This window comes from Seongchinamella sediminis (genome assembly GCF_003457605.1).
Taxonomy (GTDB): Bacteria; Pseudomonadota; Gammaproteobacteria; order Pseudomonadales; family Halieaceae; genus Halioglobus; species Halioglobus sediminis.
The window spans coordinates 20,611-42,569 of sequence record NZ_QRAN01000006.1 but is presented as its reverse complement, the minus strand read 5'-3'; the positions used below and the strand labels follow the sequence as shown (position 1 = coordinate 42,569).

The window sequence follows — 21,959 nt, the reverse complement described above, 5'->3', positions numbered from 1 at the left end:
TCTCCCGTGTTCACTGGTCCTGGCCAATGCCCTCGACAATGACAATATTGCCCGAGCTGCACTCGTCCCTTATCGCTTTGTATTGCTGGTAAAGCTCGCTGTGGTAAAACGCTTCCGCCTTCTCCACCGAAGGAAACTCAAACAGCACCAGGCGCTTCGGTTCCCAGCTACCTTCAATAACCTTGTGCTTACCGCCGCGGGCCAGATAGCGCCCGCCTGCGGCTTCAATGGCCGGTTTTACTTTGACCATGAAGTCCTGGTAACGCTCTAAATCCCATATGTCGATATCAAATATGGCGTATGCGGCCATAACTTTTACTCCGAGTTGTTGTGCCCCGCCATGCCGGGGCGTTAATGACCGGTCCGCTGCTGCCGGCATGGCCCACCTGGCATTGCGAACTGACTGCGTATAAACGATAGCAGGCGTCATTGTCACCCTGTGCCCGGCGCAAGAAAGTCAAGCGCTTTACATTTCAAGCGGCTCCAGGCAAAGGAGGCTCCCCCAGGCTCTGCTGCAGCGGAGCAACTGGCCACAGTACTGTTAGCCGTGGAATGTAAAAAAGCTGACAGAGTTTTGCCGCCGACATCCGCATACTTTGTCCCCAGGAGGCTTGAGCCATCATGTTGTCACTGAGCAACTGCCTCTATGGAGTCCCCTGATACCGCGCTGGTTACCTCAGGGACAGCAAGCAATCGAATCATATACGCATAAGAGTAAATTACTATGATCAAGCACCGTTTCACGAAAAACCCGGGCGTAGTGCTGACGCTGGCTGTCAGCAGTGCGAGTCTGCTGATGTCAGCGTCGACGCAGGCGCAGCTGGAAGAAGTCGTCGTCACTGCGCAAAAGCGCAGTGAAAGTTTGCAGGACGTACCCATTACCTTGACCGCTTTCGCCGGTGATTCGCTGCAGGATTTTGGTATTACCGATACCCAGGCCCTGCAGATAGTGACGCCCGGCCTGGTGGTCAACAACACCAGTACCTCCGCGCAAATCTACCTGCGCGGCGTGGGTACCCGCTTCGCCTTCTCCGGTCTCGACCCCAGCGTGGCCACCTATATTGACGACCGCTATGTGGGCCGGTCCCAGGCCTCCAGCTTCGAATTTTCCGACGTGGAACGGATCGAGGTGCTTAAAGGCCCGCAGGGTACACTCTACGGACGCAACGCCACCGGCGGTGCGGTGCGGGTGGTGACCCTGGGCGTGTACGATGAGCTGGAGGGCAACGTCACCGCGACCGCCGGCAACTACAATGCCTGGGGCCTGTCCGGCACCATCAACATTCCGGTCTCCGACACCTTCGGCATGCGCCTGTCGGGCCTGGCGAAACAGCGCGACGGTTTCGCCGACAACCTGTCGCCGCTGGGCTCGCCCGAGTACGACGACCAGGATTACCAGGCCTACCGGGGCAAGTTTCGCTGGCTCGCCACCGATGCACTGACCGCACAACTGACCCTGGAATACAACAAGCGGGATGACCAGGAAGGCAACGACGTGGTCGACCTGAGTCCTCCGGGCTGGAACCGCGCTATCGCTATCGGCGAGGCGACCGGACGCGAGGTACTGGCCGGACGCGATGTAGACGAAGTCGCGACTGTGATCGACCAGAATCTGGAGAACGAGGACTGGGCCGCAACACTGCGCCTGGATTACGCCTTTGACAGCATGGACTTCGTATCCATCAGCTCCTATTGGGACTGGGACGCCATCGCTTCGGCCGACACCGACGGCACCACCGGGCGCGATGCGGACGCACCCTACATTCCCTACGCCACCAAAAGCATCAGTCAGGAATTCCAGCTGCTCTCAAACAACGACAGCGACCTGGAGTGGATCGTCGGCGCGTTCTACTACAATGAGGACAACGACCCCTTCCAGATCAATCTCGACCTGAGCGACCTGCTGCCCCCCGCTTCCCCGCTGTACCCCGTCCGCGACAACATTGCCCAGGGTAACCAGTCCTCGGAAACCACGGCCTATGCGGTCTTTGGCCAGGCCACCTATCACTTCGACGAAGCCTGGTCCCTGACCCTTGGCGGACGCTACAGCATCGAGGAAAAGGAAGTCGAGGTCATGCAACCGCTGGACGGCGAGTTCAGCCTCGCCCCCTGGCCCTACAAGGACGATGAGGACTGGAGCGAGTTCACCCCCAAAGCCACGCTGGAGTACGCCTTCGATGCCGGCATGGTCTACCTGACTTACGCCCGCGGCTTCAAGAGCGGCGGCTTCAACTTCGTTACCAGCGCACCGGACCCGATTACCGGCGAGCCGCAGGAACCTCTGGAACCGGAGATTCTCGACATGCTCGAGTTCGGCTGGAAAACCGAGTTGCTGGACAGCATGTTGCGCCTGAACGGGGCGCTTTTCTACTACGACTACGCGGACCTGCAGGTGACGCGCGCAGTCACCAACCCGGATACCGGCGCGGTTATCAACGTGACCCAGAATGCGGCGAACGCCGAGATTATCGGTCTCGACCTGGACGCGACCTGGCTGGTCTCTGACGCCCTTACCCTGACCCTGGGCCTCAACCTGCTCGACTCCGAGTACGAGGACTACGATGCCTCGGCCAACGTCTTCGCGCGGGCCATCGGGGTGGATGCTCCGGGCATGGTGCTCCGTCCCTTCGATGCCGATGGCGAGAGCCTGTTGCGGGCACCCGACTGGTCGGCCTTCGTCTCGGCGCGCTACGAGTTCAACATCGGTGATGCGCGGATGCCGCTGGTCGTCAGCTACTCCTACAAGGACGCCTACGACTACGATTTCATCGGCCACCCCACCTCCGCGCCGCTGGAACAGGAGGCCTACGGGTTGCTGAGCGCCAGGCTGAGCTACGTCACCCCCGGGGAGGACTGGCGCATCTCCATCTGGGGTAACAACCTGACGGACGAGGATGAGTACTTTGAGGATATCGTCGCCAACGCAGCCGGCATCCGGGCGTCGCACGGTGCCCCCAGAACCTACGGCGTGGACGTCAGGTTCAACTTCTGATCTTTGACGGGGCGTCCCTACGGGCGTCCCTGACACTATCTGCTGGAGTCATGCTCCCAGGTCCTTTGCCCCGTAGCACCACCTGCAGCCGTTTGCGCCGCAGGCGGTCATCCGGGGCTTTTTTCTGACCCTTTGCGCACCCACCCCGACAGCCCCCTTGACAAGGGAAAACCCCGAAACCAATTATCGTAATCGTCCTGTCACCGCGAGAGACTGCGATAGACATCGACAAAATTTGCCAGGCTGCTACAGTCCATTTTTTTCATCGCCCGGGAGCGATGGGCCTCCACCGTCTTGATGGTGATGGCCAGCTGCTCTGCGATCTCTTTATTGGCCATGCCACGAACAACCAGCTCCGCTACCTGCTTTTCACGCCGGCTCAAACTGTCCCAGTGCTCCTGCAGTTGCGCCCGCTGCCCGGCCTCGGCAAAGCGCTGCCGGGCCAGCTGCAGGGTGTCTGCCACCAGTGTCAACAGGGCCTCGTCGTCGAATGGCTTTTCAATAAAGTCCACCGCCCGGTTTTTCATCCCCTCCACCGCCCAGGCCACATTGCCATGACCCGTCATCAGAATCACCGGCAGCGCAACGCTGGTGCGGTTGAGTTGCTGCTGCAGCTGGAGCCCACTGAGCCCCGGCATGCGGATATCCAGCAGCAGGCACCCCGGCTGCCCGGCGTAGTCAGTCAGGAAGGCTTCGGCACAATCAAAGGCGCTACAGTTGAACCCGGCACCCTCCAGTAACCAGATCAGCGAATCGCGAAAATCCTGGTCGTCATCCACCACGAATACCGTTAATTGCTCTGTCATGCTGCTATTCCACCGCCAGGGGTAAACTCAGTTCAAAACAGCTGTAAGTCTGCCCGTCAGACTCCAGCCTGATCCGGCCGGAGTGGGCCTCGACAATGCTGCGACAGATGGAGAGCCCCATGCCAAGCCCCTCCGGCCGGGTAGAGTAATAGGGTTCAAATACTTTTCCCTGCTGCTCGGCAGTGATGCCACCGGCCAGGTCCTTCACCTTCACCACGATGAATTTTAGCTGCTGCTCTGTGCTGATTGTTATGCGTTTCACGGCGGACTGGTGGCCGCTGTAGGCTTCGATCGCGTTGCGCAGCAGGTTTATCAGTACCTGTTCGATCTGCACCGCATCCGCTTCGATATCCGCCAGTGGCTCCTGCAACTGCAATTCCACATCGACGCCCGCCTGGCGCCACTCGTGCTGCAGGAACTCGGCCACGTCACGGCAGGTCTCGTTCACGCAAAAACGCAGCCGCTGGTAAGGGGTCTTTTTTACCAGCGAGCGCAAGCGCTTGATAATGTCTGCCGCCCGTTGCGCCTGCCGTGACACGCTATCCAGTACCGGCACGATGTCATCCAGCCCGGTCAGTTGGCCGGACTCAATGCGCCGCAGCGCGCCGCGACTGTAGTTGAGGATGGTGGCCAGGGGCTGGTTGATCTCATGGGCCAGTCCTGTCGCCATCTCGCCCATGGTCATCAGGCGACCGGCCCGGATCAATTCCTGCTGCCGTTCGCGCTCGGTCTTTTCCGCCTGCCGCTGGGCGGTCAGGTCCCGGGTGACGGCGATAATCTCCTGCAGTTCGCCGGTGTCGGGGTCGCGTATGGAGCGATGGGTGCTCTCCAGCCAGAGATAGTGACCACTCTTGTGGCGAAAGCGGTAGCGGAAAGTCCGGGTGCCGTGGGCATAGACGGCGGGGATGGTACGCTGCTTCATCGCCGCGGCATCGTCAGGATGAAAAAAGAAGTAGGCGGGCACCCCCATCACCTCCTCCGGGCGGTATCCCAGGATGTCATAGGTGGGGGCGTTGACCGAGGTATAGGCCCAGTCTCCCGGGTTGTGGGTGCTGATCATCAGCGCCGATTCTTCCACCAGAAAGGCATAGCGCTCGGCGTCACGCCCCGGCCCCTGCCCCTGCTCTTGCCCTTGTTTCACCATTCCGTCTTCCAGAGCACAATCACAGGCCCAATAATACAGGGTTAACCCTTATTTATCCTGGGTTTCCTCTTCCCGAAAGCATGAAAAATCGAGTATATTAGGGTTTTCCCTAATATACGAGGCGCTCATCATGTCAACCCCCCTGCTCAATGAACGCGACCTGCAATTTCTCCTGTATGAGCTGCTGGATACCGAGGCCCTGCTGGAACGCCCCCGCTACCAGGATCATTCGCAGGAGGTGTTCGATGCCACCCTGGCCACAGCCCGCACCATCGCCGAGAAGTACTTCGCCGATCACAACAGCAAGGGCGACGCCAACGAGCCGGTCTTCGACGGCGACAAGGTGCACCTGATCCCCGAAACCAAGGCTGCCTGGGACGCCTTTGCGGAGGCCGGCTTCCTCGCGGCACACTACGACTATGCCGAGGGCGGCATGCAATTGCCGGAAATCGTGCTGCGCACTGCCATGGCGTATTTCAGCGCGGCCAATATCTCGACCACCGGCTATCCCTTCCTCAGCCTGGGCGCGGCCAACCTGATCCACAGTTTCAGCAGCGAAGAACAGAAGGCGCGATTCCTGCCCCCGATGCGGGAGGGACGCTTTGCCGGCACCATGGCCCTGACCGAGCCCGGCCAGGGCTCGGCGCTGGCGGACATCACCACCACCGCCGAACCCGCCGACAATGGCAGCTACCGTATCCGCGGACAGAAAATGTTTATCTCGGGCGGTGACCAGTCGATTACCGAAAATATCGTTCACATGGTGCTGGCCAAAATCAAGGGCGCGCCGGCCGGGGTCAAAGGCATTTCCCTGTTTATTGTGCCCAAGGTCCTGGTCAACGACGATGGCTCCCTGGGCGAGCGCAACGACGTTGTCCTCGCCGGGCTGCTGCACAAGATGGGCTATCGCAATACCACCTCCACCGTGCTTTCCTTCGGTGAAAAAGACGGTGCCGTGGGCTACCTGGTGGGTGAACCCCACAAGGGCCTGGCTTACATGTTCCAGATGATGAACGAGGCCCGCATTGGCGTGGGCAGTGGGGCGGCAGTCCTCGCCTACCAGGGTTACAACGCCTCCCTGGACTATGCCCGCGAGCGTCCCCAGGGCCGCCTGCCCTCCAACAAGGACCCGGAGTCCAGACAGATTCCCATTATCCAGCACGCGGACGTGAGGCGCATGCTGCTGGCGCAAAAGGCCTATGCCGAGGGCTCCCTGGCACTGTGCCTCTACGCCAGTTCGCTGTTTGAGGACAGCCACACCGCCGCCAGCAGCCAGCAGCGCGAGGAAGCGGGCCTGCTGCTGGATCTACTGACCCCCATCGTCAAATCCTGGCCCTCCAGGTACGGCCTCAAGGCCAACGAACTGGCCATACAGGTACTGGGTGGGTCGGGTTATATCCGCGAGTACCCGGTGGAACAGTACTACCGCGACCAGCGCCTGAACCCGATCCACGAGGGCACCGAGGCAATCCACGGCATCGACCTGCTGGGCCGCAAGGTGGTCATGGGCGAGATGGCGGCCTATCAACTGTTTGTCCGGGCGGTCAACGAGACCCTGGCGCAGGCCAGCGGGAAGCAGGCGCTGCAGGCAATGGCAGCGAGTCTCGGCGACGCCCTGCAACAGCTGGATGAGCTGACCCTGGCGCTGCTGCCGCGCCTGGCGCAGGACCCGGACCGCGGCCTGGCCAATGCCACCCTGTACCTGGATGTCTTCGGCCGCATTGTCGCCGCCTGGATCTGGCTCAAACAGGCCATTGTCGCCGCCGGTCGCCTGGCCGATTCCGGCCTGCACCCGGATGAGGCCAATTTCTACCAAGGCAAACTGCAGACCGCCCGCTACTACCTGGAGTGGGAACTACCGGAAATCGGGCCGCAGATCGCCCTGCTGCGAGATGGCAATACGGCGGCCTTCGATATGCAGAGCGACTGGTTCTGAGCGAGCCTGGCACTGCCCGCAATTTCCGCCATCCCGACAACAGATTTACAGCGAGGAACCCACACCAATGAGTGAACCCGTTATTTACCAGACCCGCGACAATGTCGCCCTGGTCATCCTCAACAGTCCCCCGGTCAACGGCCTGGGGCAGGCCCTGCGCCAGGGCATTCTCGACGCCTACCAGCGAGCCAGTGCCGACGAGAATATTCAGGCGATGGTGATCGCCTCCTCTGCGGGTATTTTCTGCGGCGGCGCCGACATCAAGGAATTCGCCAGTGGCGAGTTCGATGCCGAGCCTTTCCTGCCCAAGGTACTGGATGAACTGGAAGCAAGCGCCAAACCCATCGTCGCCGCGATCAACGGCGCCGCCCTCGGCGGCGGCCTGGAACTGGCCCTGGCCTGCGACTACCGCATCGCCCTGCCCAGCGCGAAACTCGGCCTGCCCGAAGTTCACCTGGGTATCATCCCCGGCGCCGGTGGTACCCAGCGTCTGCCCCGCTTTGCCGGTGCGCAGAAAGCGCTGGACATGATTGTTTCCGGTACGCCGATGGCAGCGACTGAGGCTGTCGCCGCCGGCTTCGTGGATCGCCTCCACGAGGGCAGTGAGGAAATGCTGGACGCCGCCGTCGCCTATGCCAGGGAACTGGTGGACAGCGGCGCGCCGCTGCGCAACTGCGCTGACATGGCGGTCGACACCGCCGACCTGCCCAGCGACTATTTCAGCGCTTTCCGCGCCTCCATCGCCCGCAAGACCCGAGGCTTTTTTGCCCCCGAACGCTGCATTCAGGCGGTCGAGGCGGCCTGCGAGTTGCCCCTGTCCCAGGGCCTGGAAAAAGAGGCCGAACTGTTTGCCGACTGCATGGCCACACCCCAGGCTCGCGCCCAGCAGCACCTGTTCTTTGCCGAGCGCGCCGCGACCAGGATTCCCGGTGTCGACCCCAAAACCCCGCCGCGCAAGATTGCCAGGGTCGCGGTGATCGGCTCCGGCACCATGGGCGGCGGTATTGCCATGAACTTCATTAACGCCGGGATCGAGACAGTGATTCTGGACCTCAATGCCGAGGCGCTGGAGCGCGGGATCGGGGTGATTCGCAACAACTACGAAATCAGTGCCCGCAAAGGCCGCCTGAGCGATGCCCAGGTAGAGCGGCGCATGGGGCTGCTGCAGGCGACCACTGATTACGCCGATATCGCCGATGTCGACCTGGTGATCGAGGCCGTGTTTGAAAAGATGACCATCAAGAAAACCGTCTTCGAGACCCTCGACCAGGTGTGCAAGCCAGGCGCCATTCTCGCCACCAACACCTCCACCCTGGATGTCGACGAGATTGCCGCGGTCACCTCCCGGCCCCAGGATGTTATCGGCCTGCACTTTTTCAGTCCCGCCAACGTGATGCGCCTGCTGGAGATCGTGCGCGGCCGGGAGACCGCAGCGGATGTGGTGCTCACCGCCATGAAGACCGCCCAGCGCATCAGGAAGGTGCCCGTGGTCGTGGGCGTCTGCTATGGCTTTGTCGGCAACCGGATGCTGGAACCCTATGGTCGCGAGGGTTCGCGGCTGGTGCTGGAAGGTGCCAGTCCGGCGCAGATCGACCGGGTGCTGACTGACTTCGGCATGGCGATGGGTTTCTGTTCCATGATCGACCTGGCGGGCATCGATGTCGGCTACCTGACCCGCCAGGGCAACCTGGACGCGATCAGCCATGATCCCGCCTACGCCATCGTCTGCGACCGGCTCTACGAGCAGGGGGATTACGGCCAGAAAACCGGTCGCGGCTTCTACTGCTACGAGGGCCGCAACAAGAGTGACAACCCCGAGGTAGAAGTAATGGCCACCGCCCTCGCGACGGAACTGGGTATCACCCGGCGCAAGATATCGGACCAGGAAATTCTTGAGCGGATGCTGTTCAGCCTGATCAATGAGGGCGCGCAGATACTCGACGAGGGCATTGCCTACCGCGCCAGCGACTGCGACCTGGTGTACACCAATGGCTATGGCTTTCCCACCTGGCGTGGTGGCCCCATGCAGTACGCCGACGAGATTGGGCTCGATACGGTCCTGGATGCACTAAACAGCTACCGCAAGCAGTTGGGCGACTACGGCGTGATGTGGTTCAAGCCGGCCCCGCTACTGGAAAAACTGGCCGCCGCAGGCAGCACCTTCAACAGCCTCAATGCATGATTAATGAACCGGCTGCCGACCGCCTCGGCAGCTGAAACACCTCCAACCAGGATAAAGAACATGAAAGACGCCGTTATTGTCTCCACTGCCCGCACGCCGATCGGCCGCGCCTTCAAGGGCGCACTGAACAATATCAAATCCCCCACATTGCAGGGCCACGCGATCTGGCACGCGGTCGACCGCGCCGGTGTCGAGGGCGCGGAAATCGATGATGTGATCATCGGCTCCGTGCTCAACGCGGGTACCGCCGGCATGAACGTGGCGCGCATGGCGGCGCTTGCCGCCGGCCTGCCCTACTCCGCCTCGGCCCAGACCATCGACCGCCAGTGCTCCTCCGGCCTGATGGCTATCGCCACCGCGGCCAAGCAGATTATCGTCGATGGCATGCAGGTCGTGGTCGCGGGCGGCCAGGACAACATCTCCGCGGTACAGGGGCCCTATTTCGACAGCTGCTCGAAAACCCAGGACGAGAATGTGATTGCCCACGCAGAGCACGCCTATATGCCCATGCTGCTCACCGCCGAAAACGTAGCCAGCAAATACGGTATCAGCCGTGAGGCCCAGGACGAGTATGCCCTGCAGTCGCAGCTGCGCACCGCCGCCGCCCAGGAAGCCGGCCGGCTGGATGACGAGATCGTTCCCATCACCGCCACCCAGGCAGTAACCGACAGAGAGACCGGTGAAGTCAGCTACCGGGAAGTGACCCTCGCCAAAGACGAGGGCAATCGTCCCACCACTACACTGGAGAGCCTGCAGGGTCTCAAGCCGGTCATCGAGGGCGGCTGCATCACGGCGGGTAATGCCAGCCAGCTTTCCGACGGCGCCTCTGCCTGTGTGGTGATGGACGCGCAGCTGGCGGAGCAGCGCGGCCTGCAGCCGCTGGGTATCTACCGCGGCATGATGGTGGCGGGCAACGAACCCGAGGAGATGGGCATCGGCCCTGTGTACGCCGTTCCCAAACTGCTCAAGCAACACGGTTTGACCGTGAACGACATCGGACTCTGGGAGCTGAATGAGGCCTTCGCCTGCCAGGCGCTGTACTGCCGCGACCAACTGGGTATCGACCCGGAGATCTACAATGTCAATGGCGGCGGTATCTCCATCGGCCATCCCTACGGCATGACCGGCGCACGCCTGGTCGGCCACGCCCTGATCGAAGGCAAGCGCCGCGGGGCCAGGTACGTGGTAATCACCATGTGCGTCGGTGGCGGCATGGGCGCGGCGGGCCTGTTTGAGGTCGCCTGAAGTAACGGGCGGAACGGATATTAGGGAGCAGATTCTGATGAGCGCAACGGAGCACACATTGAGCAGCCGCTATGACCGCAGGGGCTATCGGTACTATGTCCTGGGGGCGCTTTCTGTCACCTATGTATTCAATTTCATCGATCGCCAGATCCTGGCCATTCTCCAGGAACCGGTCAAGGCGGAGCTGGGACTGTCCGACTCACAGCTCGGGCTGTTGACCGAGTTCGCCTTTGCTGTGTTCTATGTCACCTTCGGCCTCGCCATCGCCCGCTGGGCGGACGTTGGCGTACGCCGCAATATCATCGCCCTGGCCATCGGCATCTGGAGCCTGATGACGGGCATGTGCGGCCTGGCACAGAACTACTGGCAGTTGCTGCTGGCGCGCATCGGCGTCGGCGTCGGCGAGTCCGGTGGCAGTCCGCCGGCGCACTCCATGATCTCCGATATCTTCGCGCCACAGGAACGGGGCCACGGCGCTCGGCACCTACTCGCTGGGACTCAATCTCGGGGTGTTGGTCGGTTTCCTGATGGGCGGCTGGCTGAATGAGTTTTTCGGCTGGCGGGTGGCGTTCATGGCGGTGGCGATTCCCGGCCTGCTGCTGGCCATCATCCTGCGCTTCACGGTGGAGGAACCGCGTCGCGGACGCACCGAGCGTGTCGCTTCCGATGCCCACAGCGAGCCGCCGCCACCGGTGGGCGTGGTGGTACGGGAACTGATGCACAAGCGAACATTCCGGCACCTCGCCATGGCCAGTGCCCTGGCGGCGTTTGCCGGATACGCGGCACTCAACTGGATGCCCTCGTTCCTGGCCCGCAGTCACGATATGGGCACCGGCGCCATCGGTACCTGGCTTGCCCTGATCGCCGGCTTCTGCGGCGGCCTCGGCACCTTCCTCGGCGGTTACCTGGCGGATCGCTACGGCAAGCGGGATGTGCGCTGGTACGCCTGGGTGCCGGGCATTGCCATCCTGCTGGCGGCGCCGCTGATGGTGGTCACGTTTAGCTCCGGCAACAGCACCCTGGCCCTGCTCTGCTACGCCCTGCCAGCGGGCGCCACCGCCATGTACCTGGGCCCGGTTATTTCCGTGACCCACGGCCTGGTCAGCAACCGCATGCGGGCCCTGGCCTCGGCCATCTACTTCCTGATTCTCAATCTCATTGGCCTTGGCCTGGGTCCACTGTCGGTGGGCATCATCAGCGATGTATTGCAACCCGGCCTGGGGCAAGCCGAGGGCCTGCGCTATGCCCTGCTGTCTGTCGTGCCGGTAGCCGCGCTGTGGAGCAGTTTCCATTTCCTGGCCGCGTCGCGGGCAATTCGCAGCGAGCTGAAGATCGATTGAGTCACCCGGCCTGATTCCAACGGAGGATCAGGGCGTGTACCAGATCGGTGAACTCCAGGCTCGCTCCTGGATGGTCACCGGCAGGTCGTCCCGCGGCGCTATCCCCAGCGTGCTGGCATCGTAGGTCGACCAGCGCGGGGTGGGAATCTGCAGCACCCGCACGTAGTAGACCGCGTGCCGGGATGCATCGAATTCGGGGTCGGTCCACACCGCCTGCAATTGCGGTTTGCCGATGCTGTTGTCGTAGCTGGCCCCGGCGATATTCACCGTGCTGCCAATCGGCGGCAGCGCGCCCGCCGCGTCGATCTTGCGATCGCCGGCCCAGGCGACGTCAAAGATTTTTTCCTGGTGTTCACCATCTTCCACCCAGCCTTTGACCACCTGGATGCGGTCGAGGTGGGCACCGTCCGCCTCCATGGCGGCCATGATCAGGAAGGTGGGCGCAGCGCCCCCCTCGTCCGGCCCCAGGTCGCCGCCCATGGACACGCCCTGCCGGTAGGCCCGCGTCACCCAGTCCCCTGCGGTCAGGGAAGCGGCGTCGAATGCATAGCCCCCAAAGAAGCGGACTTTCATCCGCGGGCCGCTGGTGGCGAAGGTCTCCTTGCGCATAATGGCCTCGAACAATGAATCGCGGGTATTGGACTCGGCCCAGATGCCGGCGACCCCGCCGGAACTGAACTCGCGCACCGCCCGGTTGTTGCGCTCGGGAAAACCGGGCAGGCCCAGGAGCCGGTGCCGGGGGTTGTTCTCCATGCCGAACTTGCCGCGATAGTTGTTCTCTTCAATCATGGCGGCGGAGTTGTGGCTATCCGAGTCGCCGATAAGACCGAACTTGAAGGGGTTGCCCCGGCCGGTACCGGCCAGTTCCAGGCCCGCCAGGTAGGCTCCCCGGGCGTAGCCGCCCTGCCTCTTCTCCGGTGGCACCGCATCCGTCGACAGGGTGTAATCCCAGATTTCAAAGCCGGCGAATTCGTCGTTGGGTGACAGCAGGGGGTGAGTCTCGGAGCTACCCTTGATCTGGGACACCTCGTACACCGGCTCGTTGCGCATGCGTCGGGCCGCGTAATCCGCATCCACCGCGCTGCCGCCGTAACTCGTTTCCTCCGGGAACATCAGGCCGTTGCTGGCGTTACCGTTATGGGGAATCGCCAGCAGGTCAACACCGCTGGCGCGCAGCCCGTCCATCCACTGCCACAGATCCTCCGGCCGATCGGAATCGATGGACGAAAAAGGCACCTCGGGAACGCCCGCCGAGCCGCGGAACACCACCACTCGATGCAGGTTCTGCTTCTCCGGATTGGAGGTCCACTCGTAGGCGGGAAAGGTGGTGAAGCTGCCAGGGTCGTTGTGCTTGTCGGCAGTGGCGACCACGTCCTGCCAGATGGTGGAGACTACCTCCCGGTCGAGCAGAGCGGGGTCGACATCACCCGCGCTCATATTCGCCAGTGTCTCGGAATAGGCGTCGAAGGCAACCTTCTGGTCGTCCGAAGTCAGGCGCGCGGCAATGGCCAGCTTGCTCAGCGGGCTGTCCGGATCCTCCATGCTCGGGAACACGCCGAGAAATTCGCCGTGATCCGATACCGCATACCAGTCCAGGGGGCGTAAAATTTTGAGCATGGAACCATCACCGCCGCCGGGGATGGCCTCGCCCCGCGCCCAGCGATAGGCATCGTCGGGCCCGGTCACCGAGCCGTTGGCGTAGCCATCGAATGAATAGCGTGTGTGAATATGGAAATTGCCGAAAAAGGCCTCCCGGTCCGGATGCACCGTCACCGCCGGCGACGCGGCAGCGGTCTCGCTGACGGCGGTGGCCGCAGGAGACGCTGGTACGGCGGCGGCATCGCCCCCGGCGGAGGGGCCCTCAGAGGCATCGCAGGCCACTAACATGGTCGCCGCTGCCATCAGAAATAGAGAGATACTGCCAGTACGCATAATCACTTCCCTGCTTGTAAATATTGTCAGTTAGTATGCAAATGAATATAACCCACTGCCCGCGGGGTGTATAACAGCCCGGATGGAACGATCCCCGCCCCGCAAGCTGTCGCCCCGTTTACTGGTGCAGCGCCCGACCCATGGCGTCGAGCACCGCCTCGTGCATGGCCTCCGACAGGGTGGGGTGGGCGAACAGGGTCGCCGCCAGATCGGCATCCGTCGCCTCCAGGGACTGCGCCAGCCCGAAGCCCTGGATCTGCTCGGTGACGTCCGGGCCAATCATGTGGGCGCCCAGCAGTTCGCCGCTCGCGGCATCGAATACGGTCTTAACGAAGCCGCTGGCGTCACCCGTTGCCAGGGCCTTGCCGTTAGCCTGCAGGTTGCACCGGCCGACCGCGACCGGCCTGCCCGTTGCGCGGGCTGCGGCCTCGGTCAAACCCACGCTGGCCACCTGGGGGCGGCAATAGGTACAGCCGGGCACCCGCTCCCCATCCAGCGGATATACGCCCGCCACACCGGCCAGCTTCTCGACACAGATCACCCCCTCGTGACTGGCCTTGTGGGCCAGGCAGGGCGGCCCGGCGACATCGCCGATCGCGTAAATGCCGGCGACATTGGTGCGGCACCAGGCATCGGTGCTGATGAAACTGCCCTCGGTCTGGACACCCAGTTCCTCCAGCCCGATATCCTCGATATTGCCCTGCACTCCCGCCGCCAGGATGACGCGCTCAACGGTCACGGTCTGCTCGCTACCGTCCGCCGCCTGCAGCGTGCAGGTCACACAATCACTGTCCGGCCGCACGGCGCTTACCCGGGTAGCGGTCCTCACCTTGATGCCACGGCGTTCGTACAGTTGCCGCGCAAAGCCCGACACCTCGGCGTCTTCCTGCGGCATCAACTGCCCCAGGGCCTCTACCAGGGTGACGTCCACACCCAGGTCGTGATACAGGCTGGAGAATTCCATGCCGATGGCACCAGAGCCAATCACCAGCAGGGACTCGGGCAGCGACTCCGGCACCATCGCCTCAAAGTAACTCCAGACCCGGTCTCCGTCGGGGGCGACACCGGGCAGCGCCCGCGGACGCGCGCCGGTGGCGAGAATGATGTGATCGGCCCGGTAGGCCAAAGAGCGGCCGTCCGCCTCGACGGACAGACTCCCCTTGCCCACCAGCCGCGCACGGCCGTCTACCAGCGTGATGTTGTTCTTGTCCATCAGGTAGCCAATACCGCCGGAGAGACGCTCTGCCACCTCGCGGCTGTGCCGGACCAGCCGCTTTATATCGAAATTCACCGCACCGGTGCTGAAGCCGAAGTCGCCGGCATGGGCCAGGGTGTGGGCCACCTCGGCGCCCTGCAACAGCGCCTTGGTCGGAATACAGCCCCAGTTGAGACAGATGCCTCCCAGGTGCCGCTCCTCCACCAGGGCGGTGCGCAGGCCTAATTGCGCGGCGCGGATCGCCGCGACGTAGCCACCCGGTCCGCCGCCGATCACCATGACATCAAAGGAAGTCGACATATTTACTCTCAGGCCAGCATCAGCGCCGGTGTTTCAATAAAGCGTTTCACCACCTGCAGGAACCGCGCCGCGGTGGCACCGTCGATCACCCGGTGATCGCTGGACAGCGATGCGGTCATCACCGTCGCCACGCCAAGCTCCCCGTTATCAACCACCGGACGCGACTCACCGCTGGCCACCGCCAGGATGGCGGCCTGGGGCGGGTTGATAATGGCATCGAACTGGCGCACGCCAAACATACCGAGGTTGGAAATACTGAAGCTGCCGCCCTGGAACTCCTCCGCCTGCAGCGTTCCCGCGCGGGCGCGGGTCGCCAGGTCGCGCAGTTCACGGGAGATGTGGGTCAGGGTCTTGGTGTCGGCGGCCTTGACAATGGGTGTGATCAGGCCGTCGTCGATCGCCACCGCCACCGAGATATCCGCGTTGCGGTAGCGACGAATACTCTGGCTGGCCTCGTCGAACTGCACGTTGACCTCGGGCATGTTCACCAGGGCCATGGCCACCGCCTTCACCACGCCGTCGTTGACCGACACCTTGACGCCGGGGTCGCCCGCGTTGATCTGCTGGCGCAGGGCAAGTAGCGCGTCCAGCCGGATATCCATGCTCACCCGGTAGTGGGGAATGCTCTGCTTGGAAGCCTGCAGGCGACTGGCAATGGTGCGGCGCATGCCGCTCATCGGCAGCGTTTCTACCGCCGGTGCCGTATCGGCAGCGAGTTCCGGCGTCGGTGCCGCAGGCGGGGCAGCGCCATGCTGTAAGGCATGCGCTGCCTCCACGTCGTACTTGCAAACCTTGCCGCGGCGGCCGGTGGGCCGGCAGCTGTGGAGGTTCACCCCCAGCGACCTGGCCAGGCGACGCGCCACGGGCGTGGCGGCCACGCCACTGTCGTCATCGGGCACGGCGCTCCCTTCGGGTATCCGCGCCGCCGGTGCGCGCGCGGGCAGGCTGCCGCCGGCATCGACGATGGCCCGCTCGATGTCGCCCACGCTGATCCGGTTGTTGCGGCCGCTGGCAGCCACATTGTTAAGGTTGATCCCCAGTTCCGCCGCCCGCTTGCGGGCATGCAGGGTAGCGTGAACATCGCTGTCGTCGTCACCGCTGCGCAGTGCGTCCGGGACCGCGGGGGCATTCGCCGCGGTCACTGCCGGGGGCGGGCTCACTGCAGCCTCCGCCGCGGACGCTAGCGGCGGGGCCGAAGGCGTGGCCTGCGCGGCTGGCTCTGGGGCGTCAGTTGCCGCCCCTCTGTCATCCGGCGAGAAGCCGGCGATGAAGTCATCGATCTCCGCGTCAGTCACGTCGGCTTCCGCCACCACCCCCATCAAGGCCGCTACCGGCAGGACATCCCCCGGCTGGGCCACCTTGCGGCGCAGGGTGCCGGCCACGATCGACTCCACCACATTGACGATCTTGCTGGTTTCCATGTCCATCAGCGAATCGCCAACGGCGATGGTATCGCCCTCCTCCACCAACCACGCGTTGACGGTGCCCTCGGTCATGGTCAGGCCCCACTTGGGGACCGTTATCGCTTCGATACGCGCCATTATGTCTACCTCCTACGCCGCCGCGCCGCGATCGGCCGCGCCCATGGTCGCCAGAATGGCACTGGCGACACGCTCGGCGCCGGGAATCCAGGCCTGCTCCAGCGGTGGCGAAAACGGTGTCGGGCAGTGTGGCGGGGTGACCAGCTGGATCGGCGCCTTCAGCGCATGAAAGGCATGCTGTGCCACCAGTGCGGCCACGTCGTGACCAAAGCCGCAGCGGGCGGCGCTTTCGTCGACGATGACCAGGCGACCGGTGCTCTCCACGCTCTCCAGAATGCTCTCCTCGTCCAGGGGCGAGGTAGTGCGGGGGTCTATCACTTCCACGGAAATACCTTTTTTCGCCATCTCTGCCGCCACCCCGGCAGCGATGTGGGTCATCAGGCCCAGGGCCACCACGGTGACATCGCTGCCCTCGGTGACGAAGTTGGCTTCGCCAAAGGGAATCAGGTACTCCGCTTCCGGCACCTCCACCGCGGCTGAGGGAAGGTCGTACAGGGCCTTGTGCTCGCAGAAAATCACCGGGTCGTCATCGCGGATCGCAGTGGCCAGCAAGCCCTTGGCGTCATAGGCGTTGGAGGGCACCACCACCTTGAGGCCGGGGACCGCGGTCAACCAGTGATAGAGGCTCTGGGAGTGCTGGGCGGCGGCGTTGCCGCCCGCGCCGATCATGGTGCGCATCACCAGCGGGCAGGTGGATTTGCCGCCGAACATGTAGCGGATCTTGGCGGCCTGGTTGAGCAGCATGTCGCCGCAACAGCCGATAAAATCGATAAACATCAGTTCCGCCACCGGGCGCAGGCCGGTTGCCGCGGCGCCCACCGCCATGCCCATGTAACCCATCTCGGAGATCGGGGTGTCGATCACCCGGGAGTCACCGAAGCGCGGCGCCAGGCCCTTGGTAATACCCAGCACGCCGCCGGCGGCATCCTCCTCGCCGCTGCTGCCGCCGCGACCGCCGGAAAGGTCCGTGCCGATCAGTACCACCGATTCGTCCCGGGCCATCTCCTGGGCCAGTGCACTATTGATTGCTGTTCTCATTGCCATCTCAGCCATGGTGCTCATCTCCTCAATAGCTGACGTAAGTGTTGTCGGTCAGGGTGTCTGGCTCGGGATAGGCCGCAGCCTTGGCCGCCTCGCGGCAGCGGGCGATCAGCGCCACGACCTCCGCATCGATGGCGTCCAGCTCCTTTGCCGTGGCCTTTTTGCCTTTCACCAGTTTGCCGCGCAGGATCTTCAGGCAGTCTTTGTGCTCGCGGCTTGCCGCCATTTCCTCCTTGCTGCGATAGGCCTGGGGGTCGCCCTCGAAGTGGCCGTGAAAGCGCACCGCCTGGGCCTCGATGACCGATGGCCCCTTGCCGGCCCGCGCCCGCGCGAGCGCCTCGCCAAAGGCCTCGTGCACCGCGAAGAAATCGGTGCCGTCGATTTTCACCGCCGGCAGCCCGCAGGCGGCTGCGCGGCCGGCGATGTCACCACTGCCGACCGCGTAGTCGTGACCGGTGAACTCACCGTAGCCGTTGTTCTCGAAGTAGTAGATCATGGGCAGCTGGTAGATGACCGCCATGTTGATGGCCTCAAATACGTAGCCCTCGTTGGAGGCACCGTCGCCCTGGAAGCTGACCGCCACGCCACCCTTGCCCAGGGTCTTGGCCGTCAGGGCGGCCCCGGTGGCCAGTGGTGCGCCGGCGCCGACGATCCCGTTGGCACCGAGAATACCCCGGGCGACGTCGGCGATATGCATGGAGCCGCCGCGACCGCGGCACAATCCGTCCGCCTTGCCGTACAGTTCCAGCATCATGCCCTCGACATCAGCGCCCTTGGCCAGGCAGTGACCGTGGCCGCGGTGATTGCTGGAAATGTAGTCGCTGTCCTCCAGCTGCATACAGACCGCCACGGCGTTCGCCTCCTGGCCGCTGTAAAGATGCAGGAAGCCGGGGATTTCACCGGTGGTATTCTCGCGGTGAATGTTTTCCTCGAACTCCCGGATGGTCTGCATGCGGCGATAGGCCTCAAGCAGTTCGGCTTTTTTCAGCGCCATCTGATTCCTCCTGGCAGTGTTATTGCGCGGTTTATGCACAGTCGACGCCCAAGGTAGCCCGCGGGCGCGGTCCAGTCTTGACTGCGGGAGACAGTTTTTTGATACTTGGGGACAGGCGTTTCGGGGGCGGCAGGTTATGACGGCAAAAGTGCGGGTCGGTGGTTTGCGCGGCTACAGCGAGCTGGTGAAAGAGCTCGGCGGCGATCCCCGCAGCTATACCCGGGCGTGCGGTATTGCCGATGGCCTGCTGCAGCACGAGGACGCGCTGCTGCCCTACCGCCAGCTGGTACAACTGCTGGAGCGGACTGCCGACAGCCTGGGCATCGCCGACTTCGGCCTGCGCCTCGCGGCGCGCCAGGATATTGGCGTGCTGGGGCCGCTGGCCTTGGCCATGCAGAACTCCGCCAGCGTCGAAGATGCCATACGCTGCGCCGCTAGCTACCTCTTCATCCAGAGTCCGGCGCTGTCCCAGAGAATCGACAAGCTGGTTCGGAGCACGCGCCTGGAGCTTGCCATCGACCTGGCCCACCTGCCCCATGATGCCATGTGCCAGGCGGAAGACCTGGCGCTCGGCGTCTCCCACGGCGTGGTCCAACTGCTCGCGCAGGAGGACTATCGCCTGATCCGGGTAGAACTGCCCCATGGCCCCCTGCTGCCGGCGTCGCGTTACGAAGCTTACTTCGGCGCGCCTGTGCAGTTCAGCAGCGGGCGCAATGCCCTGTATGTGTCCCCCGCGACCCTGGATAAACCCCTGCTCCAGCGTAGCGAGCAATTGCACCGTCTTGCCACCGACTACCTCGACGTGCAGACACCGACTGCCGATGAGCGTTATACGACGCGCGTTGAAACCGCCGTACGCAAGAGTCTGGCAACGGGCAGTTGCAGCCGGACAGCGATCGCCCGGGCCATGGCCATGCATCCCCGCACCCTGCAACGGCGCCTGCACGAGGAGGGCACCAGTTTCGACGCGATCCGCGATGACGTTCGCCGTGCGACCGTGGACCACTACCTGCGCCATACCGACATGCCACTGTCCCAGGTGGCGGGCCTGGTTGGCTACAGCGAGCAGGCCATTCTGACCCGCAGCTGCCAGCGCTGGTTCGGACAAACGCCCCGGCGCATGCGGCTTGCCCGGTCTGACTGATCACCCTGGATCCGGCCAGCGGCCGGCCGCGGGGGGTCACCGCAGGCCTGCGGGCGCCCAAACGTCTCGAAACATCAAAAACATGTCTCGTTGCGTCAAGTAATGCGTCACGGCGCCCGCTATTCTTCCAGCAGATGTCGGCGCCTGCGGTCTGCAAACCGCAGCGCCCAAGCACACTGGAACAGGACGAGGGAGCATACGATGGCCAACGCGAGTCAGGACAAACCGGGACAGACCATGCGCGCAGCGGTACTGCACGACCTGCGCGACCTGCGCGTACAGGACGTGCCCATACCCGCTGTCGGCGACGACGGCGTGCTGGTCAGGGTGAAGGCCGTGGGCGTCTGTGGCACTGACCTGCATACCTACAAGCTCGGCATGTTCAAGGAGATGACCCTGCCCCAGGAGGACGGGGTACTGTTCGGGCATGAGTTCGCCGGTGAGGTGGTCGCTATTGGCGCTGACGCCGGTGTGGCGGACATCGCGGCAGGGGATCGGGTGGTCGGTTTCGCTATCGGCGCTTACGCCGAGTACTGTAACGTGACACCGATTACCACGCCCCACCCGCTGGTACTCAATCTGCCCGACGCTGTCTCCTACGAGGAAGCGGCGACGCTGGAACCGCTGGTGGTGTCGCTGACCGCAGTGCAGCGCGCGGACCCGCAGCCGGGTGAGCGCATCCTGCTGATCGGCGCCGGCATGATCGGCCTGGGCTGCCTGCAGGTCATTCGCGCCCTGCACCCGGACTGCGAAGTAATTGTCAGCGATGTGGCGGAAAATCGCCTGCAGATGGCCCGCGAATTCGGCGCTGCACGCACGGTCAACGCCCAGGAGGAAGACCTGGTGGCTGCCATGAAAGCGCTGGCGGGCGAAACGCCGGTGCTGTACAGCCCGGTCTCCAGCGGCAACATCGACGTGGTTATCGAGTGCGCCGGCCTGCCCCAGACCCTCAACCAGGCGCTGGAGGTTGTGAAACCGGCCAGCGGCCGGCTGATCGCGGTGGCGCTGTACGAAACCACACCGCAGGTGGATTTTAACCAGGTGGTGGCCAAGAACATCAGCATATTTGGCACCCTGGGCTACACCGAGGAGGAGGTCAGGCAGTCACTGCAGCTCATCAGCGACGGCAAGGTGGACCGCAAGCCGCTGATCACCCACCGCTATGATCTGGCGCAAGCTGGCGAGGCGTTCGAGGCACAGATCAACACCAGGACCACGCTCAAGGCGGTCATCAAGCCCTGAGTCTGGTATTCAGCACGGGCGGCTGCAACGATCAGGCGTTCGGATTTTGACAGTAAAGAAGGTTGCTTATGACAGACAGAAAAACAGCCCTGGTTACCGGGGCAGCAACAGGCATCGGCCGGGCTATCGCGGAACGGCTGGCGGACGACGGCTTCGCCCTGGCCATTAACGACATCAGTGTGGCAGGCGCCGAGGCGGCGGCGGAGGCGCTGCGGGCGGCTGGCACCGAGAGCGTGGCGGTGCCGGCAGATGTCAGCGACCGTGACCAGGTGTTCGCCATGGTGGCCAGAACCGTGGCGGATCTCGGCAGGCTGGATGTGCTGGTGTCCAACGCCGGCATCGTGCAGGTGGACCCCATCCTGGCGATTACCGAGTCGGATTTTGATCGCCTGTTCGATATCAATGTGAAAGGGTTGCTCTGGTGCGCCCAGGCAGCCGCCGAACAGATGATTGCCCAGGGCAACGGCGGCCGGATCATCAATGCCGGCAGCGCGGCATCGCACACCAGCCACCCGGTTCTGGGCACCTATGGCGCCTCAAAATTCTGCGTGCGGGCTCTCACCCAGGTGATGGCCCGGGAATTCGCCGCCCACGGCATTACCGTCAACGCCTACTGCCCGGGCATCGTCGATACCGGCATGTGGGACATTATTGACAGCCGGGCATCGGAAGTACTGGGTATTCCCCCGGGCGACATGTTCCAGCAAGCGCTGGAAGGCATCGCCCTGGGACGGGTGCAGACGCCAGAGGACGTGGCCCGGCTGGTCTCCTTCCTCGCCTCGGACGATGCGGACTACATCACCGGGCAATGCATCCTGACCGATGGCGGCATGGTGATGATCTAGCGGCCATGCCCGCTCCGGCGTCCGGCTGTCATACCGGTTTGGCCAGCCTCCCCGGGGGC

The 21,959-nt window shown here is 63.6% G+C and carries 17 protein-coding genes; 9 read left to right on the top strand and 8 right to left on the bottom strand.

All coding sequences use genetic code 11. The annotated features are described in order from the left end of the window. Positions 1 to 10 precede the first annotated feature (10 nt). Positions 11 to 310, bottom strand: a complete 300-nt coding sequence (locus DWB85_RS07160; protein ID WP_117953535.1) for a DUF1330 domain-containing protein — start codon at positions 308 to 310, stop codon at positions 11 to 13. A 414-nt stretch (positions 311 to 724) separates the two neighbouring features. On the opposite strand from DWB85_RS07160, the gene DWB85_RS07155 reads away from it, so the two are divergent. Next, entirely contained in the window at positions 725 to 2,992 is a 2,268-nt protein-coding gene (locus DWB85_RS07155; protein WP_117953534.1) for a TonB-dependent receptor, read from the top strand. A 200-nt stretch (positions 2,993 to 3,192) separates the two neighbouring features. On the opposite strand, the gene DWB85_RS07150 is transcribed toward DWB85_RS07155, so the two are convergent. Further along, complete coding sequence (locus DWB85_RS07150; RefSeq protein ID WP_117953533.1) at positions 3,193 to 3,798, bottom strand: response regulator transcription factor; 606 nt, start codon at positions 3,796 to 3,798, stop codon at positions 3,193 to 3,195. 4 nt (positions 3,799 to 3,802) lie between these two features. Continuing rightward, on the bottom strand, positions 3,803 to 4,939 hold the full coding sequence (locus DWB85_RS07145; RefSeq protein WP_162846045.1) for a sensor histidine kinase: 1,137 nt from the start codon (positions 4,937 to 4,939) through the stop codon (positions 3,803 to 3,805). Positions 4,940 to 5,072: 133 nt separating this feature from the next. Between DWB85_RS07145 and DWB85_RS07140 the strand changes: the two genes are divergently transcribed. The 5 genes from DWB85_RS07140 to DWB85_RS19760 all read left to right on the top strand — a co-directional run bounded on the left by DWB85_RS07140 (position 5,073) and on the right by DWB85_RS19760 (position 11,645). Continuing rightward, positions 5,073 to 6,878 (top strand): acyl-CoA dehydrogenase, encoded by a 1,806-nt coding sequence (locus tag DWB85_RS07140; protein ID WP_117953531.1) that lies wholly within the window; start codon positions 5,073 to 5,075, stop codon positions 6,876 to 6,878. A 67-nt stretch (positions 6,879 to 6,945) separates the two neighbouring features. Continuing rightward, entirely contained in the window at positions 6,946 to 9,060 is a 2,115-nt protein-coding gene (locus tag DWB85_RS07135; protein WP_117953530.1) for a 3-hydroxyacyl-CoA dehydrogenase NAD-binding domain-containing protein, read from the top strand. 60 nt (positions 9,061 to 9,120) lie between these two features. Then, complete coding sequence (locus DWB85_RS07130) at positions 9,121 to 10,305, top strand: acetyl-CoA C-acyltransferase (protein WP_117953529.1); 1,185 nt, start codon at positions 9,121 to 9,123, stop codon at positions 10,303 to 10,305. 37 nt (positions 10,306 to 10,342) lie between these two features. Beyond that, on the top strand, positions 10,343 to 10,852 hold the full coding sequence (locus tag DWB85_RS19765) for an MFS transporter (protein ID WP_239017251.1): 510 nt from the start codon (positions 10,343 to 10,345) through the stop codon (positions 10,850 to 10,852). After that, a complete protein-coding gene (locus DWB85_RS19760) occupies positions 10,815 to 11,645 on the top strand; it encodes an MFS transporter (RefSeq protein ID WP_239017250.1) in 831 nt (276 codons plus the stop codon). The genes DWB85_RS19765 and DWB85_RS19760 overlap by 38 nt, the downstream gene beginning before the upstream one ends. 27 nt (positions 11,646 to 11,672) lie before the next feature. Here DWB85_RS19760 and DWB85_RS07120 read toward each other — a convergent pair whose 3' ends face one another. From DWB85_RS07120 to DWB85_RS07100, 5 genes are all read right to left on the bottom strand, one after another. Then, positions 11,673 to 13,577, bottom strand: a complete 1,905-nt coding sequence (locus DWB85_RS07120; protein ID WP_117953528.1) for a DUF3604 domain-containing protein — start codon at positions 13,575 to 13,577, stop codon at positions 11,673 to 11,675. 118 nt (positions 13,578 to 13,695) lie between these two features. Continuing rightward, positions 13,696 to 15,093, bottom strand: a complete 1,398-nt coding sequence (gene lpdA, locus DWB85_RS07115; RefSeq protein WP_117953527.1) for a dihydrolipoyl dehydrogenase — start codon at positions 15,091 to 15,093, stop codon at positions 13,696 to 13,698. 8 nt (positions 15,094 to 15,101) lie between these two features. Further along, complete coding sequence (locus DWB85_RS07110; RefSeq protein WP_117953526.1) at positions 15,102 to 16,634, bottom strand: 2-oxo acid dehydrogenase subunit E2; 1,533 nt, start codon at positions 16,632 to 16,634, stop codon at positions 15,102 to 15,104. 12 nt (positions 16,635 to 16,646) lie between these two features. Continuing rightward, on the bottom strand, positions 16,647 to 17,672 hold the full coding sequence (locus DWB85_RS07105; RefSeq protein WP_338055633.1) for an alpha-ketoacid dehydrogenase subunit beta: 1,026 nt from the start codon (positions 17,670 to 17,672) through the stop codon (positions 16,647 to 16,649). 28 nt (positions 17,673 to 17,700) lie between these two features. Continuing rightward, positions 17,701 to 18,669 (bottom strand): thiamine pyrophosphate-dependent dehydrogenase E1 component subunit alpha, encoded by a 969-nt coding sequence (locus DWB85_RS07100; RefSeq protein WP_117953525.1) that lies wholly within the window; start codon positions 18,667 to 18,669, stop codon positions 17,701 to 17,703. A gap of 136 nt (positions 18,670 to 18,805) precedes the next feature. Here DWB85_RS07100 and DWB85_RS07095 point away from each other — a divergent pair, with 136 nt between their 5' ends. The 3 genes from DWB85_RS07095 (at position 18,806) to DWB85_RS07085 (ending at position 21,900) form a co-directional block, all read left to right on the top strand. Then, positions 18,806 to 19,813 (top strand): AraC family transcriptional regulator, encoded by a 1,008-nt coding sequence (locus DWB85_RS07095; RefSeq protein WP_117953524.1) that lies wholly within the window; start codon positions 18,806 to 18,808, stop codon positions 19,811 to 19,813. A gap of 201 nt (positions 19,814 to 20,014) precedes the next feature. Next, positions 20,015 to 21,055: a zinc-dependent alcohol dehydrogenase gene (locus DWB85_RS07090; RefSeq protein WP_162846044.1), complete on the top strand. Its 1,041-nt coding sequence runs from the start codon at positions 20,015 to 20,017 to the stop codon at positions 21,053 to 21,055. Between the two features lie 68 nt (positions 21,056 to 21,123). After that, positions 21,124 to 21,900, top strand: a complete 777-nt coding sequence (locus DWB85_RS07085) for an acetoin reductase (protein ID WP_117953522.1) — start codon at positions 21,124 to 21,126, stop codon at positions 21,898 to 21,900. Positions 21,901 to 21,959: the final 59 nt, after the last annotated feature.

Excerpts from the sequence above, each read along its gene's own strand:
- DWB85_RS07160 (WP_117953535.1), bottom strand. The coding sequence starts at position 310 with ATGGCCGCATACGCCATATTTGATATCGACATATGGGATTTAGAGCGT.
- DWB85_RS07155 (WP_117953534.1), top strand. The coding sequence starts at position 725 with ATGATCAAGCACCGTTTCACGAAAAACCCGGGCGTAGTGCTGACGCTG.
- DWB85_RS07150 (WP_117953533.1), bottom strand. The coding sequence starts at position 3,798 with ATGACAGAGCAATTAACGGTATTCGTGGTGGATGACGACCAGGATTTT.
- DWB85_RS07140 (WP_117953531.1), top strand. The coding sequence starts at position 5,073 with ATGTCAACCCCCCTGCTCAATGAACGCGACCTGCAATTTCTCCTGTAT.
- DWB85_RS07135 (WP_117953530.1), top strand. The coding sequence starts at position 6,946 with ATGAGTGAACCCGTTATTTACCAGACCCGCGACAATGTCGCCCTGGTC.
- DWB85_RS07130 (WP_117953529.1), top strand. The coding sequence starts at position 9,121 with ATGAAAGACGCCGTTATTGTCTCCACTGCCCGCACGCCGATCGGCCGC.
- DWB85_RS19765 (WP_239017251.1), top strand. The coding sequence starts at position 10,343 with ATGAGCGCAACGGAGCACACATTGAGCAGCCGCTATGACCGCAGGGGC.
- DWB85_RS07120 (WP_117953528.1), bottom strand. The coding sequence starts at position 13,577 with ATGCGTACTGGCAGTATCTCTCTATTTCTGATGGCAGCGGCGACCATG.
- lpdA (WP_117953527.1), bottom strand. The coding sequence starts at position 15,093 with ATGTCGACTTCCTTTGATGTCATGGTGATCGGCGGCGGACCGGGTGGC.
- DWB85_RS07110 (WP_117953526.1), bottom strand. The coding sequence starts at position 16,634 with ATGGCGCGTATCGAAGCGATAACGGTCCCCAAGTGGGGCCTGACCATG.
- DWB85_RS07105 (WP_338055633.1), bottom strand. The coding sequence starts at position 17,672 with ATGAGAACAGCAATCAATAGTGCACTGGCCCAGGAGATGGCCCGGGAC.
- DWB85_RS07100 (WP_117953525.1), bottom strand. The coding sequence starts at position 18,669 with ATGGCGCTGAAAAAAGCCGAACTGCTTGAGGCCTATCGCCGCATGCAG.
- DWB85_RS07095 (WP_117953524.1), top strand. The coding sequence starts at position 18,806 with ATGACGGCAAAAGTGCGGGTCGGTGGTTTGCGCGGCTACAGCGAGCTG.
- DWB85_RS07090 (WP_162846044.1), top strand. The coding sequence starts at position 20,015 with ATGGCCAACGCGAGTCAGGACAAACCGGGACAGACCATGCGCGCAGCG.
- DWB85_RS07085 (WP_117953522.1), top strand. The coding sequence starts at position 21,124 with ATGACAGACAGAAAAACAGCCCTGGTTACCGGGGCAGCAACAGGCATC.